15 protein-coding genes and 1 other annotated feature are annotated in these 19167 nt (G+C 45.1%); of the genes, 13 read left to right on the top strand and 2 right to left on the bottom strand.

Going from position 1 to position 19167, the window contains the following annotated elements; genetic code table 11:
* The first annotated feature begins 186 nt into the window (after window positions 1-186).
* The 6 genes from MHH93_RS04605 to asd all read left to right on the top strand — a co-directional run bounded on the left by MHH93_RS04605 (window position 187) and on the right by asd (window position 7490).
* Window positions 187-2352, top strand: a complete 2166-nt coding sequence (locus MHH93_RS04605; protein WP_500053327.1) for an ArnT family glycosyltransferase — start codon at window positions 187-189, stop codon at window positions 2350-2352.
* 279 nt (window positions 2353-2631) lie between these two features.
* The gene (locus tag MHH93_RS04600; protein ID WP_500053001.1) at window positions 2632-3618 is read left to right on the top strand and encodes a glycosyltransferase family 2 protein; all 987 of its coding nucleotides are present in this window, start codon (window positions 2632-2634) and stop codon (window positions 3616-3618) included.
* The gene (locus tag MHH93_RS04595; protein WP_500053000.1) at window positions 3611-4003 is read left to right on the top strand and encodes a GtrA family protein; all 393 of its coding nucleotides are present in this window, start codon (window positions 3611-3613) and stop codon (window positions 4001-4003) included. Before MHH93_RS04600 ends, MHH93_RS04595 begins: the two co-directional genes overlap by 8 nt.
* 57 nt (window positions 4004-4060) lie before the next feature.
* Entirely contained in the window at window positions 4061-4933 is an 873-nt protein-coding gene (gene galU / locus MHH93_RS04590; protein ID WP_500052999.1) for a UTP--glucose-1-phosphate uridylyltransferase GalU, read from the top strand.
* Window positions 4934-5085: 152 nt separating this feature from the next.
* Complete coding sequence (locus tag MHH93_RS04585; RefSeq protein ID WP_500052998.1) at window positions 5086-5931, top strand: class I SAM-dependent methyltransferase; 846 nt, start codon at window positions 5086-5088, stop codon at window positions 5929-5931.
* A gap of 78 nt (window positions 5932-6009) precedes the next feature.
* Window positions 6010-6287, top strand: a binding site (T-box leader).
* 117 nt (window positions 6288-6404) lie between these two features.
* Window positions 6405-7490, top strand: coding sequence for an aspartate-semialdehyde dehydrogenase (asd, locus tag MHH93_RS04580; protein ID WP_074094892.1), 1086 nt, complete (start codon window positions 6405-6407; stop codon window positions 7488-7490).
* Between the two features lie 137 nt (window positions 7491-7627).
* Here the strand turns inward: asd and MHH93_RS04575 are convergent, their stop codons facing one another.
* A complete protein-coding gene (locus MHH93_RS04575; protein ID WP_500052997.1) occupies window positions 7628-8122 on the bottom strand; it encodes a MerR family transcriptional regulator in 495 nt (164 codons plus the stop codon).
* Between the two features lie 172 nt (window positions 8123-8294).
* On the opposite strand from MHH93_RS04575, the gene MHH93_RS04570 reads away from it, so the two are divergent.
* Window positions 8295-9146 carry an aldo/keto reductase gene (locus MHH93_RS04570; protein WP_500052996.1) on the top strand — a complete coding sequence of 284 codons (852 nt, stop codon included), beginning with the start codon at window positions 8295-8297 and terminating at the stop codon, window positions 9144-9146.
* 204 nt (window positions 9147-9350) lie between these two features.
* Window positions 9351-9611 (top strand): hypothetical protein, encoded by a 261-nt coding sequence (locus MHH93_RS04565; RefSeq protein ID WP_500052995.1) that lies wholly within the window; start codon window positions 9351-9353, stop codon window positions 9609-9611.
* Window positions 9612-9701: 90 nt separating this feature from the next.
* Here MHH93_RS04565 and MHH93_RS04560 read toward each other — a convergent pair whose 3' ends face one another.
* Window positions 9702-10670: a bile acid:sodium symporter family protein gene (locus MHH93_RS04560; RefSeq protein WP_036670738.1), complete on the bottom strand. Its 969-nt coding sequence runs from the start codon at window positions 10668-10670 to the stop codon at window positions 9702-9704.
* A gap of 142 nt (window positions 10671-10812) precedes the next feature.
* Between MHH93_RS04560 and MHH93_RS04555 the strand changes: the two genes are divergently transcribed.
* From MHH93_RS04555 to MHH93_RS04535, 5 genes are all read left to right on the top strand, one after another.
* Window positions 10813-11283: a DUF6376 family protein gene (locus MHH93_RS04555; RefSeq protein ID WP_500052994.1), complete on the top strand. Its 471-nt coding sequence runs from the start codon at window positions 10813-10815 to the stop codon at window positions 11281-11283.
* Between the two features lie 319 nt (window positions 11284-11602).
* Window positions 11603-12358, top strand: a complete 756-nt coding sequence (locus MHH93_RS04550; protein WP_500052993.1) for an SDR family NAD(P)-dependent oxidoreductase — start codon at window positions 11603-11605, stop codon at window positions 12356-12358.
* Window positions 12359-12846: 488 nt separating this feature from the next.
* Window positions 12847-13644, top strand: coding sequence for a sulfite exporter TauE/SafE family protein (locus MHH93_RS04545; RefSeq protein ID WP_500052992.1), 798 nt, complete (start codon window positions 12847-12849; stop codon window positions 13642-13644).
* A 187-nt stretch (window positions 13645-13831) separates the two neighbouring features.
* Window positions 13832-16213, top strand: a complete 2382-nt coding sequence (locus MHH93_RS04540) for a polyprenyl synthetase family protein (protein WP_500052991.1) — start codon at window positions 13832-13834, stop codon at window positions 16211-16213.
* A 266-nt stretch (window positions 16214-16479) separates the two neighbouring features.
* Window positions 16480-19107, top strand: a complete 2628-nt coding sequence (locus MHH93_RS04535; RefSeq protein WP_500052990.1) for a PAS domain S-box protein — start codon at window positions 16480-16482, stop codon at window positions 19105-19107.
* Window positions 19108-19167: the final 60 nt, after the last annotated feature.

Raw genomic sequence — 19167 nt, 5'->3', positions numbered from 1 at the left:
CCCTCAATTAAGAGGAACTGTATGTAGTATTATCGCTTGCCAAACTGAAATTTAGCTGAAAGGATTGTGAATTATCCTCAGACAACATTCAGCGGACACTCATCCCAGTTTTATTTTGACATGTCACAATATTAGACATGAAGAATTTTGAAGGAGTGATTACCATTGAATAACACCAAAAGAAGGATGGATCTTGTCCTTCTGCCGATTGTATTACTGGCGGCGTTTCTGAATGGATACGGTATCTGGAACGATCAATACGCCAATTCCTACTATACGACTGCCGTTGGGAGTATGCTCAGCAACTTCCATAACTTTTTCTATGCTTCACTAGACTCGGCAGGCTCGGTCACTGTAGATAAACCACCTGTGGTCTTCTGGATTCAAACGGCCTTTGCCTATGTTTTCGGATTACACGGATGGAGTGTTATTTTGCCGCAGGTATTAGCGGGAATCGGTTCGGTGCTCCTGATCTATTTCATGGTGAAACCTACATATGGTCTTGCAGCAGCACGAATCTCGGCACTTGCGATGGCGACTGTGCCTGTTGTGGCGGCAGTCAGCCGGACCAACAATATTGACAGCATGCTGGTGTTTACACTACTGCTGGGTTCATGGTTTTTGTTCAAAGGTAGCAAACAAGGCAGTGCTTGGCGCATTCTCGTTGCCTTTGGGTTAATAGGCATAGCCTTTAATATGAAAATGCTTCAAGCCTATATGATTCTGCCAGCCTTCTACTTGTTCTATCTGCTCGCATTTCAGGCGAAGTGGAGAAGGAAGATCTTGCTGCTGATCGGCAGTACAGCGGTTCTGGCGCTGGTTTCCTTATCCTGGGCGGTTACTGTGGATTCCATACCCGAAGACGAGCGGCCTTATATCGGAAGCAGTGAAACGAACTCGGTCATGGAACTGGCATTTGGATACAACGGCCTGGCTCGTCTAACGGGTCAGCAGAATACTTCAGGTAATGCAGGTACGCCGAATGGTATCGGACAGGGAAATAATCGTGGCAATCGAGGGGATTCGACTTCTGCTCCTAATCGGACGGGGAGTGGTGCCACTGGTACGGGGCAAGATGTCGATGCACCGGATAACGATAATATGAATGGTTCGAACGGCATGAACGCCATGGGCGGTATGAATGGGCCGAATGCCAATTTCCCGAACGGGCAGATGCCGAATGATATGGAAATGCCAAATGGAAGAAATTTCGGCGGTAATGGTGGCGGAGGCATGGGAGGCATGTTTGGTACGGGGGAGAAAGGTCCTCTGCGTCTGTTCCAGACTGAACTGTCAGGTCAAGCCAGCTGGCTTCTGCCAGTTGTATTGCTTGGATGCATTGCCATATTTACAGGATTAAGACGGAGAAATATTACGAACAAGCACAAGGAGGCTTTGTTCTGGCTCGCCTGGTTGATTCCGGTTGCTGCCTTTTTCAGTGTGGCAGGTTTCTTCCATCAATATTATCTGATTATGCTTGCACCTCCAATTGCAGCGCTGACTGGTGCAGGATTTGTAGCGATGTGGAAATTATATCGTGATCGCACTGGATGGCAGGCATGGTTGCTTCCGGTATCCGTACTGCTTACGACGCTGTTCGGCTGGTATATCATGCAGGTGTATAACGATACGATTGGTGCAGGCTGGTCGATTAGTGAATTCATCGCAGGCATTCTGGTTACGGTCATTCTGGTCGTTATGCTTCATCGCACACATCGATGGAAACAAGGCTTCATTATCGCGGGATTCATGGTGATGCTGATTGGTCCAATCTACTGGGCATTCACCCCAATTACTTATGGGGGCAACAGCATGATTCCGGCAGCAGGACCCACGGGTTCCAATAGCATGTTTGGTGGACCCGGAATGGGCATGCCGATGGGTAACGGTGCAGGAGATACAGAAATGCCTTCAACGGGTGGCCGCGGCGGAATGGGCAACCGTAACGAAGAATTGGATACAGCCACACTGAATTATCTGAAAGAGCACAATACAGGCGAAACGTATCTCTTCGCCACTACGGACTATAATCAGGCAGCGCCTTATATCATCGATGAGAAAGAAGCGGTGATCACGCTTGGCGGTTTTTCCGGATCAGACCCAGTGTACACAACAGAGGAACTTGAGCAACTCGTCAAGAGCGGGCAAGTGAAATACTTCATGGTTGGTGGCATGGGTGGTCGCGGAGGAAACTCAGAAGTTACCGATTGGATCAAAGAGCATGGAACCGAGATTCCAACGTCAGAATGGAAGACAGGCACGGACAGCGGATCTATGGATAACGGAGACACCGGAAACAGAGCTGGCTTTGGATTCGGCGGACAGACGACCTTGTACGAAGTGAAATTGTAGCTATATAAATTGAACTTATCATTTACACGATAACGGAGAGGACAGAAAAAACCTGAAAAAGCGAAGTGTTCGCCTACAAGCTTTCTGCAAGAAAGCTACATCGGAAGCATACGCTATCCCCGGATTTTCCCTTAAGAAAAGGGAATCAAAAAAAATCTGGGGATAACAGCGATTGGAAGGTTGTTCTGTCATCGAAGTGTGCAGTGTCAATATTCTCTAGTTCAATTTATATAGAGTGAAGATCTCAAACAAGTCCATTGGAAAAGGGAGGGGACGAACATGGCTCATACGTACCGATACAGCATTATTATTCCCATGTATAACGAGGAAGCGGTGATTGAGGAGACTTATCGGCGTCTGAAGAAGGTCATGGGCAGCACAGGGGAGAGCTATGAACTGTTGTTTATCAATGATGGCAGCGTGGATCGAAGCGCACAGATGATCCGTGATTACGCCCGTTGGGACGAGAGTGTGAAGCTGATTGATTTTGCTCGTAACTTCGGACATCAGATTGCGATAACAGCGGGTATGGATTATGCAGCGGGGGATGCGGTGGTTATTATTGATGCGGATCTGCAGGACCCTCCCGAACTGATACTGGATATGATCGCCAAATGGAAAGAGGGGTATGAAGTCGTATATGCCCGTCGCACCAGACGAAGTGGGGAAACTCGCTTCAAGAAATGGTCCGCAAGTCTGTTCTATCGTGTACTTCGTGCTTCAACGGATACGGATATCCCGGTAGACACCGGAGATTTTCGCCTGATTGACCGCAAAGTATGTGATGAGATGAAACGTCTTCCTGAGAAAAATCGTTTCGTGCGCGGATTGGTCAGTTGGGTTGGATTTCGTCAGACTGCGATTGAATATGAACGCGATGAACGTCTGGCAGGTGAAACAAAATATCCGCTGAAGCGCATGCTGAAGCTGAGCCTGGATGGCATTACTTCATTTTCGTACAAACCACTCAAGCTTGCAGGTTATGTAGGTGCGATCCTGTCGGTAGGCGGATTCATCTACATGTTAACGGTTATTGGTTCAGCCATCTTTACGGATTCGACGATTAAAGGGTGGCCATCCATTGTGAGTATCATGCTGATGTTTAACGGATTCATCCTGATTATGCTGGGCATTCTGGGCGAGTACGTTGGCCGAATCTATGATGAGACCAAAGCGCGTCCGCTATACATTGTGAGAGACGTGGTTCAGGCTGATGCCCAGCAAGCACAATCCCGATTGACAGCCCGAGTTGCTCACCATGACTAATCGTCTGGTAACACTCTTCAAGTTTGGAATTGTGGGTGTCGCGAATACGGCAGTGGATGCTGTGGTATTTGCTATACTCGCTGTGGTCGGTGTGCCGGTTCTGATAGCTCAAGTAATCTCGTACAGCTGCGGAGTTGCGAACAGTTATTGGATGAACGGCAGGTGGACTTTTCAAGATACGGCGCGAGGGAGCGGTGATAGAGCCAAACTTATTCGTTTTCTCATCACCAATCTCGTCGTTCTCGGGTTATCCGCACTAATTCTGATGACTTTGCACGATATGCTGCGTTGGAGTCTCGTGATGAGTAAGATCCTGGCGACCTTGATGGGGATGGTTCTGAACTATATGGCCAGCAGATATTGGGTGTTTCGTATAGCAACTTAGCTGCCCGCAGCGTGCAATATGGGTTATATGAAGCGAAGGAAAGGATTGTATGATGAAATGCAAATTAAAAAAGCAGTTATTCCGGCAGCGGGTCTCGGAACCCGTTTCCTGCCAGCAACCAAAGCGCAACCGAAAGAGATGTTACCCATCGTGGATAAACCGGCTATCCAATATATTGTTGAAGAAGCAGTGCAGTCAGGCATTGAGAATATCCTCATTGTGACCGGACGCAACAAAAAATCCATAGAGGATCATTTTGATAAATCAGTTGAACTTGAACATTCGTTATACGCCAAGGGCAAACAGTCTTTGTTGGAAGAGGTGCAGGCGATCAGCGAGATGGCCAATATTCATTTTATTCGTCAAAAAGAACCGCTGGGTCTGGGGCATGCTATTGGGTGTGCACGGCAGTTTGTAGGCGATGATGCCTTCGCTGTACTGCTCGGCGATGACATTATGGTATCTGATCCGCCTGCTCTTGCCCAGATGGTTCATCTCTATGAAAAGACAGGCAATCAGATCATCGGTGTCCGTCAAGTAGACGCGGCAAATGTGAGCAAATATGGCATCATTGATTCCAGCGGTGCAGAGGACAGGGTTCACCGAGTCACCAATCTGGTCGAAAAACCTTCCCTTGCAGAAGCACCATCCCGAACAGCTGTAATGGGAAGATACATTCTGAAACCTTCCATTTTTCCAATCCTGGATCAGATTGAGAGAGGGGCTGGAGGGGAATATCAGTTAACGGATGCCTTGAAAGTAGTGAGTCATACGGAAGAATTGTTGGCGCTCGAACTGGAAGGGCGTCGCTACGATATCGGTGATCAATTCGGATATATTCAGGCGATCTTGGAGATCGGACTTATGCGCAAGGAATTAGAGCCCATGCTGACACCCTATCTTCAGAAGCTTGCAACCCAGTGGGCATAGGCGTTGATACTGTAGCAGAGGTCCACATCTGCTGCTGCAAGATAGGCTCTTCTTCGTACATGGTTCTTTCATCGAATCCAGCATTGTACAATGTTTCCAGTAACGCTACAATGAGTAAGAAGTTCAAGTTGCTCTTTGAGGGGTGAGGAATCATGAATAAATCTATCATCAGGGACCTTATTAAGTATATGGACGTGGAGGACAACGCCGCCATTCAGTACATTCAGACCGAGCATCGGATGAAACTGGGACTCTTTTGGGGAATCAAGGAAGGAAGCCGTGTTCTGGAAATTGGGTGTGGCCAGGGAGATACAACGGCCGTGCTTGCACATCTGGTGGGTGAACAGGGGTACGTTCATGGTGTAGATATTGCACCAGAGAATTATGGTTCACCGCTGACCGTAGGTGAAGCGGCAGCCAAGTTGCGGAGATCTCCGCTGGGTGATCGTATTCGAATGGATTATGATTTTGATATTTTAAGTGATCAAGCCCAATTTTCCGAGAATGAGTTTGATGTGATTGTACTATCCCATTGTTCCTGGTACTTGAAATCGTTTGACGAACTCGCCCGGATTCTTAGCAAGGTTAGGACATGGGGACATCAGTTATGTTTTGCCGAATGGGATGCACGAGTTACAGATGTGAGCCAGCTCTCGCACTGGTTATCCGTTCTCATTCAGTCCCAGGTTGAATGTTACAAGGAGAACAGCTTCTCCAATGTGCGTACGCTTTTTACACCAGAGGATATACAAGAACTTGTCTCTGCGTCAGGTTGGGGGATCCAGGAAGAGGCTTCAATCCATTCACCTGAGCTGCAGGACGGTCGCTGGGAAACGGAAATGACACTGGCAGAAGCACCTGTGGAACTGAAACTGCTTCCGATCCCGGACAAAGTAAAAACACTTCTTCTTTCCGAACTGAAATTACTCAGAACACATCATGCCTCGGGCCCTGGAAGTCCACTAGGGACGTATGCAATTGTTGCCAACAAACAGTAAGAAAATAACGTGTAAATTTCAATATCCAAAAAAATGTGTTTACTTCATCACGGTAATTTTGATATTATAATCGCAATATCAAATGCGATGAAGAGACGAGTAGATAAAAATCATTCTTTCAAAGAGAGCTCCGGCAGCTGAAAAGGAGTAAAGAACTTTTTATTGAATAAAGACTCAGAGCAGCACATCGGAACTTAGCATTAAGGGATGGTGTGACAGGAGCTCCTGTTATAGAGCTAGAGTATGAACGGTCTACAGCCAGCAACATGGTTGTGTAACCTTTACTTGAAGAGGCTGATGTGGTGACATATCGGCGAATCTGGGTGGTACCACGAGAGTTCAATCTCGTCCCTGAGACTATTGTCTTGGGGATGGGATTTTTTGGTTTTTTCGGGGCTGTGACTACACGCTTTGGAATTGCCTGAATAGTGTTTAATAAGAGGAAACTCACACCGAAAGGAAATGATGATTGAATGTCAGCAAAATTGAAAGTTGGTATCGTCGGTGGAACGGGAATGGTAGGTCAGCGTTTTGTAGACCTGCTCGATCAACATCCATGGTTTGAAGTAACAGCTATTTCTGCAAGCGCCAATTCGGCAGGTAAAACATATGAAGAATCCGTACAAGGCCGATGGAAACTCGCAGTTCCTATTCCGGAAGCGGTGAAGAAAATCGTGGTTCAAGATGCTTCGCAGGTCGAAGCTTTTGCCAGTCAGGTTGATTTTATTTTCTGTGCGGTTGATATGAAAAAGAATGAGATTCAAGCGCTCGAAGAGGCTTATGCCAAAACAGGAACACCTGTCGTGTCCAACAACTCGGCTCATCGCTGGACAGCAGATGTACCTATGGTAATCCCTGAGATTAACCCGGGACATCTGGACGTGATCGAAGCTCAACGCAAACGTCTGGGTACCAAAACCGGATTCATTGCCGTAAAACCAAACTGCTCCATTCAGAGCTATGTGCCAGCACTGCACGCTTTGCGTGAGTTCAACCCGACTCAGGTCGTTGCTTCCACGTATCAAGCCATCTCGGGAGCAGGTAAGAACTTTACGGACTGGCCGGATATGCTCGATAATGTCATTCCATACATCGGTGGCGAGGAAGAGAAGAGTGAGCAGGAACCACTCCGGATCTGGGGTAGCATCGAGAACAATCAGATCGTCAAAGCTTCTGCTCCATTAATTACGACTCAATGTATTCGTGTGCCGGTAACGGATGGTCATCTGGCTACCGTGTTTGTAAACTTCGAGAAAAAACCAAGCAAAGACGAAATTCTGGAGCGTTGGTTGCAGTTCAAAGGTCGTCCGCAGGAACTGGCTCTGCCAAGTGCACCGAAACAATTTATTACGTATTTTGAAGAAGAGAACAGACCACAGACGAAATTGGATCGTGACATCGAACGCGGAATGGGTGTCTCCACAGGCCGACTGCGCGAAGATTCACTCTATGATTACAAATTCGTTGGATTGTCCCACAACACGCTCCGCGGAGCGGCAGGTGGTGCGGTTCTGATCGCTGAATTGCTTAAAGCCGAAGGATACATTCAACCGAAGTAAGCATCAATGAATAATGAACAGCAACAGATTTCTGCAAAGAATGATTAGATGAAAACCATCACTTGTTGATGGTTTTTTTTTGTGGGCTATATCGGAAAACGGAAAGTGAAAAACGCCGACAGGATTGTCAGCGTTATTTACTGCGCAGCTGCCGGGCACTGACTCGAAGCTGCGGTTTCTGGAAGAATACGACTCTTTAGCCGAGAAGCCGGACAGCTGCCTTCTTCGTCGCGTTTGGTTTCCCAATTAATAGGATTGGTCATATCTGGGATGCGTTGCTCCAAAATGGCCTGATATTGACGTGCTTTCTCTTCCAAATGAGCAACCCGGTTCTTGGCTTCTTCAAGCTGAATCAGCGCTGCTTCCTTGTACTCCATCATAAGTGCGAATCGTTGTGCAACGGTTGAATCCCCTTCGAGGCATAGATCGACGTATGTTTTAATGTTCTCAATCGGTAAGCCAGTCTGTTTGAGGCATTTGACACCATGCAGCCAGTTGATGGATTCCTCATCAAACACCCGAATGTTATTTTTATTGCGTTGAATGCTTGGAACCAATCCTTTATCCGTGTAAAAACGTACCGCGTGCTCTGTGAGTCCCGTAAGCTGGGCAGCATCCTGAACTGTATACATATGTAATCCTCCTTGTAAAAAAAAAATTAGAGACCGCTTGACTTCGTGTAACACGAAGGAGATAGGGTTATTGTAACGCAAGTCGGACGGAAGCGGAATAACTGCTTTTTTGCTGGATTTCAGCAATTCGTGAAGACCTGCGATTCACAATAGAACCTTAGGAGGCGTAAATATGCAAACGGTAACTTTAAATAATGGAGTGAAAATGCCGATCATCGGCTTTGGTGTTTACCAGGTTCCCGATGCTGATGAATGCGAAAACACGGTATATGAGGCACTGAAGGCCGGTTACCGCCTAATTGATACCGCCGCCGGATATCTGAACGAAGAAGCAGTTGGACGCGCGATCAAGCGCAGTGGTATTCCGCGGGAAGAACTGTTTATCACGACCAAGCTATGGATACAGGATGCCGGATATGAAAGCACCAAGCAGGCGTTTGCCAAATCGATAAGTAAGCTGCAGCTCGATTATCTGGATATGTACCTCATTCACATGCCCTTTGGTGATTACTACGGCGCGTGGCGTGCGATGGAAGAACTGTACCACGAGGGCAAGATCAAGGCAATCGGCGTCAGCAACTTCCTGCCAGACCGTCTGATGGACCTTATCGTTCATAACGAAATTGTGCCTGCCATCAATCAGATCGAAACACATCCGTTTCAACAGCAGATCGACAGTGCTGCTTTTATGAAAGAACAGGGCGTACAACACCAGTCATGGTCACCTTTTGCGGAAGGTCGCAATAATCTGTTCAGCAACGAAGTGCTGTCCTCCATTGGGGGTAAACATAACAAATCCGTCGCTCAGGTTGTACTGCGCTGGCTTGTGCAGCGGGACGTCGTTGTTATTCCCAAATCGGTACGCAAAGAGCGACTCATCGAGAACTTCGACATTTTCAATTTTATGCTGAGCCCAGAAGAGATGGCATCCATCTCCACACTGGATACGAAGGAAAGTCTATTCATGAAGATTGACGACCCTGAAGTTGCCAAGATGCTGGGCAATATGAAAGTGGATTTGTAGGCTATATTGTAAAAATACTCTTGAATATATCGCCATGCGGTGATTCAAGAGTTTTTTTATTAATTTAATATGGTAAAAATTACATTGTAAATTCATGAGATTTCAGTTATTTTTATTAACGGCAAACGTTTCTTCTCTAATTTAGAAGGAGATTGTCTTAGCAAGTAGCTATTATATAGATGACGAAAGGAGGACTTTATTATTATGCAAGCAGCTCCTAATCAAGCCGTACATAAACCAGGATCACAGCCAGTTAGTTTTGGTAGTTGGATGCTCACGTTATTGCTTTTGGCTATTCCCCTCGTTAACATTATCATGTTGTTTGTGTGGGCGTTCGGTAATTCCAACCCATCCAAAGCTAATTACGCAAAAGCATCATTGTTGTGGATCGCCATCGGAATTGTAATCTACATTCTTATCGTAGCTTTAGGTTTAACAGCAGTACTTTCAGGAACGGATTATTAGGTTTACGAAACGTAGCACTTATAGTAATAAAAGCAATCCAATACAAAACGCCGACAATTATGTCGGCGTTTTTTACATTCCAGTATGTTGTTAAGCTGCAGATGTCTTATCCGACTTTTGCAGAAGCTGCGAGCGACGACCGAGCAGGTAACCTGTCAGGGAAGCAAGCATCTGTTGGAATACCATGCCAAGCACGACAGGGACGGCAACAGGTGGCGGAAAATACGATACAGCGAGTACTGCGCCAGCGCTGATATTACGCATGCCTCCGTTGAACACGAGAGCTACCTGATCGGCCTCATTCCAGCCCAACAATCGAGCAATGAAGTAACTTAGCGCATAACCGAAGGATGCCAGAAAAATAATGATGACCGCAAGACCAGCCAATTTCCAGTTGAAATCGGCCAAGTAGGGTGCAACGACAGATCCGTTAATTGCGACCACAGATGCCATAAACAATTTGGATAATGGATTCAATCTCGGTCCCCAGACCGGGACAATGCCGCCTTTGGTCCACTCATTCAAAAGCATACCTAGCAGGGATGGCACAACAATCATCCAGAACAGACTGCTCATCATGGCTGCCGTATCCAGTGTAACACTGGTGCCGATTAACAGGGATAACACTCCGGGCACTACGAAAGGAGCAAGCATCGTATCAATCAGGATGATGGAAAGCGTAAGTGCAATATTACCCCGATAGATGCTAACCCAGATGAAGCTGCTGATTCCTGTTGGAATCACGGCTGCCAGAACCAGGCCCGTTATGGTATACGCATCTGTAGGGAACACCAGATGACCCATACCGAGAGCAATTAGAGGCATCGCCAAATGCAAAATAAACAAACATACAAACAAGGGGAACGGCTTCTTCAGCACGTTTACAAAATCCCTTATCCCCAGACTGATGCTTCCAGCGAACGTCATGAACGCAAAGAGCCAGGGAGATAAAAAAGTATAAGAAGAAAGAAAACTTCCGCATAACACGCCAATAATAATGCTGATTGGGGTAATCAGTGGCATGATGCGGTTCAAGCGTTGGTTTAAGGCTTGAAGCATAATCATGACATCCCTTTACCGTGTGATTTTACTATTATACATGTTAATCACGCTGGCTGCAGACCCATTTGCAATGAAGCAGTCTGAACAGGTATCATGGACTTGGAACAAGGATTTCCGAATAGGAGAAGGGGAGATGATCATGTTCATAGGAAAAAGTAAGCACACATTAATGATGACAGGCCTTATTGCATCAAGTATTCTTTTGATCTCGGCCTGTTCTGTTGTAGAACAAGCCAACCAAAGTTTAAATTATGTAAGTGGGGCTACTGATTATATAGAACAGGTATCGAACGCCGGGGCTGATCTGCAAGAGCTGGCATCGGGTGCGGTGAATAATCCGGAGATAACCACTCAGATTCAGGAGAAAATCGATCTGATCCAAGCAGAAGCAAGCGAATTTTCTCAACTGGCTGCTCCTGCAATAGGAGAGAGCATTCATGAAAATCTGGTCAGCTACAATACGCAATTAACGGAAGTTGTGGACCATTTCGAGAATACGATTGCGGAGCAAGGTTTTACAGCAGAAAATTGGGAGAAGACAGGCATTCCTGAGTTGATCACCAACATTAATAATCTGAAAGATCCGCTTAGCGGACTTCAGGGTGAATAAGTTGAATTAATTTCAATATGGAAGACAACACAGTTTGAAATTCTCATATTTTATAAGGGCGAGATATCGGAATGATTGAATTACCGTTATGCTCGCTTTTTTATTTTCCGAAAATTCATGCATATTTAATATCCCAGGAGCTAGACTATATCGTGTAAATAGGAGATCTATATGACATTTATCTCATATTTATGTGAAGATGATCTATGGTTTGACAAGGTTGGGACAGAGGCGTATGATAAGTATATAAGTTAATAAAATATAGTTACTTACTATAAGTTTTGAACTGCACTTAAATATATTTTGCCAAAGGAGAACCATGACTGAGCACAATGGAAAAGTAATCATTATTACAGGTGGAGCCAGTGGTATTGGCAAAGAAACAGCATTACAACTTTCGGATCAAGGTGCGACTATTGTGGTCGCTGACTATAATGAAGACGGAGCGAAAAAGCTTGCGGCAGAGATTGAAGAAGCAGGCGGAACAGCGGGCGCGTACAAAGTGGATGTATCCAAAGGGGACGAGATCAAAGCCCTCATCGACTGGACAGTTGAGCAATATGGTACATTAAGCGGTATTTTCAATAACGCGGGCATTGGACTTGTGAAGCCATTTCTGGAGATGGACCCGGAATCCTATCACAGAGTCATTGATGTAGACCAGCACAGTGTGTACTACGGCATGTATTATGGCGCGAAAAAAATGGTTGAATTAAATGTACAAGGTACCATTGTGAATACGGCTTCGATCTATGGAAGTGTTGCTGCAGTAGGTAGCTTCAACTACAATGCAGCCAAGGCTGCTGTTGTTATGATGTCCAAATCCGGTGCACTTGAACTTGCTGAGCATGGAATTCGTGTCGTTGGTGTAGCACCTGGTTTTATCGAAACACCGATTCTGGGGGATGACCAAGCCATGAAAGATACGCTTGCTACTCAGCATATGCGTGGAAAGCTTATACAACCAGAAAAAGTAGCCAGTGTGGTTACTTTCCTGTTCAGTGATGCAGCCAGTGCAGTGAATGGGACAACCGTAGCGGTAGATGATGGCTTCCTCAGCTTCAAAACCAAATAAGTAATCCTTCTCAAATGAAGGAACTCATCCTCAAAAAAACAGAAAAAACGGTGCTGAACGATTTATTCGTTTGGCACCGTTTTTTTATTTTCATACATACAGTAATTGAGACATAGGAAATGGGAAGAAGTTTGTCGAATTATCCCGAAAATTCAAAGATCGTGATACAATTAACAAGGCTATAGCTTTTTATCATTTTGTGGTGTCATACACAATTCGGACTCCGAGAGAGCCATAGCTCTCTTCTTTGTAATGACATTGTGAACAGGATTTGGTCGAGCATAACGCATCGTTATGAACTTGTAATTTTTCGTTGCACTGTGGACATTTATTTTCAAAAAGAGTCTTCAACACGTTAAACATGCTTAATCACTCATTTCGGATTAATTTACTTGGTTTTTATTATAACGGATTATATTCGCCTTGTATAGCACTTTTGATTGACATTGAAATGAGATGTATATTGTACGAAAGGAAGCGTATAACCGATGGATCTTCTGCTTTTTTTCATCATGTTTATACTGGGTCTGGTCGGTTCATTTTTCTCCGGTTTGTTGGGTATTGGTGGGGCCATTATCAATTATCCGCTACTGTTATATGTTCCATCCTGGATGGAACTGGAGCCATTCTCAGCACATGAGGTATCGTCAATTAGCATGTTTCAAGTATTTTTCGCTTCATTTGCCGGTGTGATTGCATTCCGGAGAAAAGTAAAAATGGGTAGAAGTGGTGGGGCGATTGTTCACCGCGGATTAGTGCTGTACATGGGCTCCAGCATTCTTGCTGGCAGTCTGATTGGCGGGTTCATCTCCGGTCATTTGGATGGAAAGGTTATTAATCTGATCTATGGTATCTTGGCCATTCTGGCGATTGTGCTCATGCTGATTCCGGGAAAGGGGAAACTTGATACCTCAGCTCCTCTGGTGTTTAATCGATGGATTGCAGCAGGCACTGCTTTTGCCGTAGGTATTGTATCGGGAATTGTTGGTGCGGGTGGTGCCTTTATCCTTATTCCCATCATGCTGACGATTCTCAACATCCCGGTGCGAACGACGATTGCTTCTTCACTGGCGATTGTGTTTATCTCTGCCATTGGCGGCGTTATAGGGAAAATTACCGGTGGAGACATTCCGATCGAACCCATCATCTATACGGTCATCGGCAGTCTGCTGGGGGCATCCCTTGGTTCAAAGGTTAGTTCGATGATTAATGTGAGGATACTTCGGTATGCATTAATTGTACTTATCGCCATCACAGCAGTTAAAGTCTGGTCTTCCATTCCGTAAAATCACATACGTAGGAATGAACAGTGACGATTTCGTAACCAAACGGTGGGATCACCGTATTAAGGTTATGAACATGAGCTGACGCGTTGGATACACCATCAAATGAGTCCAGTTTTCGTCCATGGAGCACCTCATCTCCTTTCATGGATACATGTTTAACATTACTAGAAGTTGAGGTATCCACCCTATGAATAACGTAATTACAGAACAGGCTGATGCAGGATATCGGCTAGCTGAGCATAAAGCATCTCAGTATTTTACTTCTCTTCGGCAGCAACTTATGGATAATACGTATACAACAGCACTTACCCAAGATATTCATGTGTGGCAAAAGAAACATATTCATCGTTTTGCCTGGCTTTCACTTTTGTCACCAAGCAAACGCAAGCCCGACCCTAGGGATGTTCATAGATATATCCATTGGCTGAATGCTACTGGTAAGCTGGATGATTATCTGGATCGGAGTATCTCATATATTTATATGCGAGATCTGGGGCAAGCTCTTGATTCTCCAGATACGCAATCCCGAATTCAGCACGTTGTCCAGAATACCAAGAAGTACTTTATGGGCTCTGCTACTGGGCGCAAAGGACAGCCCGATTATATCAGTTTGGCTGCGTTGTACCGGTGGGGACAGAAGGAGCACATTGAAACGGCTGTCATCTGGGTGATGAACAAATTAAAGAACGTAGCATCCAACATTCCGAAGGAGCTGGATGCAGAGCAGGCTCAGCGCAAGCTCATCAAAATTATTCTCGGCGTGGTCCTTCATGTGGACGATGAGATGAACGAGCAGACACCGCCTGAAGAGCGGGCCCGGAGATTTGATGCGGCAATCCGACTCGGCTATTCGTACGGGTTGACGTATCCATTTGTGGATGACCTGCTGGATTCTCAAGCCTTGACTGCTCAGGAAAAGGAACAATATTCCCTAATGATACGCGATGCACTTCTTACCGGGGTTGTTCCTGATCTGGGGGAGTGGAAAGGCAGCAATCTCGAAGTGATTGAATATGTACATTCCGAGCTTCGGGAAGCATTTGAGTACATCAAGAACTATCAGCATCCAGAAAAACAGCGCACCTTCCTAGAGCAATCGTATGTGTTCTTTCAGTCGCAGGAGATGGATCGCAGCAAGAAATTAGCGAATGCGAATTATACCAATGAAGAACTGTACATTCCCATTATTATTAAATCTTCCTCCTCCCGATTAATCGTTCGATCTGTTCTCAGTGCGCCAGTGGATGAAGGGTTCGATCTGCGGACGTTCTATTACGGGATATATAATCAGTTGGCAGATGACTTTGCCGATATGTTTGACGATATGGAAGAAGGGGCAGTAACTCCATATACGTACTATTTGAAGTATCGAGACTTGCGCCCTGATCTGATTAACCCATATGAGTTGTATTGGACAGTAATCTCTCACCTAATCCATGATGTATATAACTCGGACGCCAAGACCCGTGAAGTCATATTGGATCGTGCCATCAACGGTCTGAAGCGTTGCAAAGAACGGTTGGGGCAGCAGAAATATGATGAAGTGATGGCGATCTTTGCCTCGGGGCAGCCTGAATTCAATCAACTGGTGCAACAGATGGTGCGAAAAGCAGATGACGTTGATTTCCTCGATAAATTGTTACGTGACCAGGTCGTGCTTCAATTGAAAAATGACAAACAGGAGAAGGAGGAGTTCAAGCAAACCATTCGTACGATTCGTGAACAGATTAATGTGGAATTGCAGATTGCGAAACCAAGTGGACTTCATGAGATGAAAGAAACGCTGATCGATGCAGCCAATTACAGCTTGCAGGGAGACGGAAAAAGGCTACGCCCGATATTGACTTGGGTGATGGGCGTGCGCGAGTATGGTCTACCTGAATCCTCTATCGTTCCGCTGCTAAGATCGCTGGAGTACATGCATACTGCTTCCCTGATCTTCGATGATCTGCCTACGCAGGATAATGCTTCCACAAGACGTGGACGTTCCACGTTGCACCAGGTACACAATAGCGCCACAGCAGAGCTTACCGGTCTGTTTCTCATTCAGAAGGCGATTGGAGAGCAATCCTCATTGAATCGCTTTGATGCGGCAACCGTACTCACGCTTATTCAATATTCGGCTGAAAAAGCAGAGGATATGTGTATGGGGCAGGCGATGGATCTGAACTCCAAAGGCAAGGTTTTAACGCTTGAGCAGTTGAACATGATCTGTTTTTACAAAACAGGCATTGCCTTCGAAGCTGCCCTGGTCATGCCAGCCCTACTTGCCCAAGTGAAGGAGCCAGAGATAGCTAAGCTCAAAAAATTCGCTTATCATGCAGGAATCGCCTTCCAGATCAAGGACGACTTGCTCGATTTCGAGGGAAATCACCTCATTTTAGGGAAACCTGCTGGTCAGGATGAGCGTAACAACAATTCAACCTTTGTGTCCATTCTTGGGGATGAAGGCGCGAAGAAAGAGATGTGGGAGCATTATTGTCTTGCTACAGATGCACTGAACGATATGACGAAATCTATTCCATTCTTGAGACATCTATTGGATTATCTTGTTGGTCGTGATCGCTAAACCATCTTCTCGCGATTCCTCACTGCGTATGACTTATAATGATAGATAACGACAAAGGTCGGGAATCCATAGTAGTGGATTCCCGACCTTATTTGATGTTATAGACACAAATCTCTTGAAAATATATGTTTCAATAGATAAAATTTTGGGTATTAAGCAGGTACTGTTGTTTTAAACGGACTAATTCTTATGAAATAATTAAACGAAGAAAAATTTTGATTCCGACAATTTTTTTCTCAGTTTACACACCAAAAGGAGAGCTTACAATGCAGGTTCAAAAGGTTGATCATCATGAATTGTTCGAGCAGATCTATAACCAAGCGCCTATTGGGATTGCACTCGTTGCTCCGACAGGACGGTGGATGAAAGTAAACCCTGCTTTTAGCTCTATGCTGGGTTATACCAGTGAGGAATTAATGGAGCTCACCTACCAGGATATTACGCATCCAGATGATTCACTACAAGACGTGATTTATAGTTGCGAGCTATTCGAAGGTAAATCAAAAGAGTATAAATATGAAAAGCGCTACATTAATAAAAATGGCGACATCTTGTGGATTTCATTGCATATTTCCTTGGTTCGAAGCGAAATTACGGATGATCCGCTTTACTTCATTTGCCATATTGTTGATATTACTGATCGTAAACTGTCCGAACAAAAGCTCCTGCATAGTGAAGAGATGTTTAAACTTATTACGGATCATGCTCAGGAGATTATCTATATAGCCGATTCGCAGGGGGTGTGTCGATTCTGCTCACCCTCAGTTCAACGTTTACTGGGTTATTCACCAGAGAAAGTGATTGGACAAAATAATGATGCCTATTTTCACCCAGAAGATCTGGAACGGATCTCACAGATGGACTTGACTAAAGGCGACCTGATGAATATTAGGGTACTCCATAAAAATGGGCATTATCTGTGGTTTGAAACCACATATAAGGTCTTTGGTGATGGGGAGCATGGAAAGCAGATTCTCTCCATTGGACGAGATGTATCCGAGCGAAAAAAACATAAGGACATCAGTGCAGAGGCTGAACGCATTGCCATGATTGGCAGTTGGGAGTGGGATATGGTCAAAGACCAGATTGTACTTTCAGATCAGGTTTTTGAGATTTTTGAACTTGAACGCACCCGAAAATCATATTCTGCAAGTGATGTGTTTAAAGTTATGGATCCGGCGGACATAGCCTCTTTACAAGAACAAATGGAAGGGGTTAAACAAGGGAAACCGCTTGATTATGAATTCAAGCACAGTAGCTCTGATGGAAGTGAGAAGTACCTTCACTTACGTGGGATAATCACACTCGATGAATATCACCAGCCAGTTCAGCTGAATGGAACACTACAGGATATTACTGAACGTAAACGAATTGAATTCAAATTGCAGGAATCTGTGGAGCGATACACCTCCCTGAAGAAATATAATCATGACGCCATTATCTCGTTTAACATGGATGGTAATATTATGAATGCCAATCCAGTAGCGGTGAAAATGACGGGCTGTCCCGTGGTCGAAATGATGGGTACAAGCATTAGCCGATTCATCGGAGCCAGTAAGTTGGGTCTGATCCTGCGCAGTAGTTATGAGATGGCTGAAAAGGAAATCAACGCTGTTCGTCACACGGATGGATCTGAGACTGAAGTCCTGGCTACGCTTGCTCCGATCATTATCAATAATTCCAATGTGGGATTCTATTTGATTGCAAAGGATATTACGGAGCAGAAAAAACTGCTTGTGGCCAAAGAGACAGCCGAGAGAATGAATAAGGCCAAAAGTGAATTTTTGGCGATGATGAGCCATGAAATTCGTACACCGATGAACGGTGTAATTGGGATGACGGATCTGCTTCTGGATACCCCTGGATTAAGCGGGGAACAGAAGGAATATATCGAGATTATTCAGAAGAGCGGAGACTCCCTACTTGCCATTATTAATGATATTCTTGACTTCTCCAAAATTGAGTCAGGTAAAACGGATCTGGTAGACGATCCTTTTGATGTTGGAGAAATTGTGACAGAGACCGTACAAATGGTAAAACCACTGGCTCGCGAAAAGAAGCTGGATGTTCGTATGTGCTTAAATGATGCCATTCCGAGTCCAGTGTATGGTGATGCATACCGTCTGAAACAGGTTCTTACCAATATCATTGGCAATGCGGTTAAATTCACTCCCGAGGGCGGCGTTGAAATTGACGTTGGGATTAAGGAGCAGTGCGGCAATACCGTACAGTTCTATTTTAAGGTGAAGGATTCGGGAATTGGGATTCCGGTTGAGAAGAAACAACAATTATTTGAACCATTCTATCAACTGGAGAATTTTATGACTCGCAAACCTCAAGGTACGGGTCTAGGTCTGGCCATCAGCAAGAAACTGGTGGAGCTCATGCAGGGAGATATCTGGATCGAGGAATCGGATGAACCGGGTACGATATTTATATTTACTGCTCGCTTTAAATTGAACAACGGTGAAGAGAACAACAGGTTAGATGTACAACAGAAAAAGAATAGAACATCAGCATTACGGATTCTAGTTGCAGAAGACAATGAAGTGAACCAACTCGTCCTGAGCAGGATCATTGAGAAAAAAGGACATATATTGGATTATGTAATGGACGGTGTTGAAGCGGTCGAGGCAGTCAAAAACAACTCATACGATATTGTCTTTATGGATGTACACATGCCAAGGCTCGATGGGTTCGAAGCAACAAAATTGATTAAAGAATCATTGCCCTCTGACGATTGTCCATACATTGTTGCGGTGACAGCCAATGCCTTAAGAGGGGACATGGATAGATGCTTGAAGGCAGGCATGGACGCTTACGTGAGCAAACCAATTAAAATTGATTCCATTATGCAAGTATTCGAGACCTATTACACGAAGTGTAATCTCTGAATGGATTAATACGTGTTCGCCAAGAGAGCCGCTAGCTTATCGTTGATAAGTTAGCGGCTT

The sequence above is a fragment of the Priestia sp. FSL H7-0729 genome (genome assembly GCF_038005685.1).
Taxonomy (GTDB): domain Bacteria; phylum Bacillota; class Bacilli; order Paenibacillales; family Paenibacillaceae; genus Paenibacillus.
Note: the sequence above shows the minus strand (reverse complement) of the source record. Positions and strands in the feature narration are given on the sequence as shown.

Bases quoted from the DNA above. Each gene is read 5' to 3' on its own strand.
- MHH93_RS04600 (WP_500053001.1), top strand. From the start codon at position 2,632: ATGGCTCATACGTACCGATACAGCATTATTATTCCCATGTATAACGAG.
- asd (WP_074094892.1), top strand. From the start codon at position 6,405: ATGTCAGCAAAATTGAAAGTTGGTATCGTCGGTGGAACGGGAATGGTA.
- MHH93_RS04560 (WP_036670738.1), bottom strand. From the start codon at position 10,670: ATGCTTCAAGCCTTAAACCAACGCTTGAACCGCATCATGCCACTGATT.
- MHH93_RS04585 (WP_500052998.1), top strand. From the start codon at position 5,086: ATGAATAAATCTATCATCAGGGACCTTATTAAGTATATGGACGTGGAG.
- MHH93_RS04535 (WP_500052990.1), top strand. From the start codon at position 16,480: ATGCAGGTTCAAAAGGTTGATCATCATGAATTGTTCGAGCAGATCTAT.
- MHH93_RS04565 (WP_500052995.1), top strand. From the start codon at position 9,351: ATGCAAGCAGCTCCTAATCAAGCCGTACATAAACCAGGATCACAGCCA.
- MHH93_RS04545 (WP_500052992.1), top strand. From the start codon at position 12,847: ATGGATCTTCTGCTTTTTTTCATCATGTTTATACTGGGTCTGGTCGGT.
- MHH93_RS04540 (WP_500052991.1), top strand. From the start codon at position 13,832: ATGAATAACGTAATTACAGAACAGGCTGATGCAGGATATCGGCTAGCT.
- MHH93_RS04570 (WP_500052996.1), top strand. From the start codon at position 8,295: ATGCAAACGGTAACTTTAAATAATGGAGTGAAAATGCCGATCATCGGC.
- MHH93_RS04605 (WP_500053327.1), top strand. From the start codon at position 187: ATGGATCTTGTCCTTCTGCCGATTGTATTACTGGCGGCGTTTCTGAAT.
- galU (WP_500052999.1), top strand. From the start codon at position 4,061: ATGCAAATTAAAAAAGCAGTTATTCCGGCAGCGGGTCTCGGAACCCGT.
- MHH93_RS04550 (WP_500052993.1), top strand. From the start codon at position 11,603: ATGACTGAGCACAATGGAAAAGTAATCATTATTACAGGTGGAGCCAGT.
- MHH93_RS04595 (WP_500053000.1), top strand. From the start codon at position 3,611: ATGACTAATCGTCTGGTAACACTCTTCAAGTTTGGAATTGTGGGTGTC.
- MHH93_RS04555 (WP_500052994.1), top strand. From the start codon at position 10,813: ATGTTCATAGGAAAAAGTAAGCACACATTAATGATGACAGGCCTTATT.
- MHH93_RS04575 (WP_500052997.1), bottom strand. From the start codon at position 8,122: ATGTATACAGTTCAGGATGCTGCCCAGCTTACGGGACTCACAGAGCAC.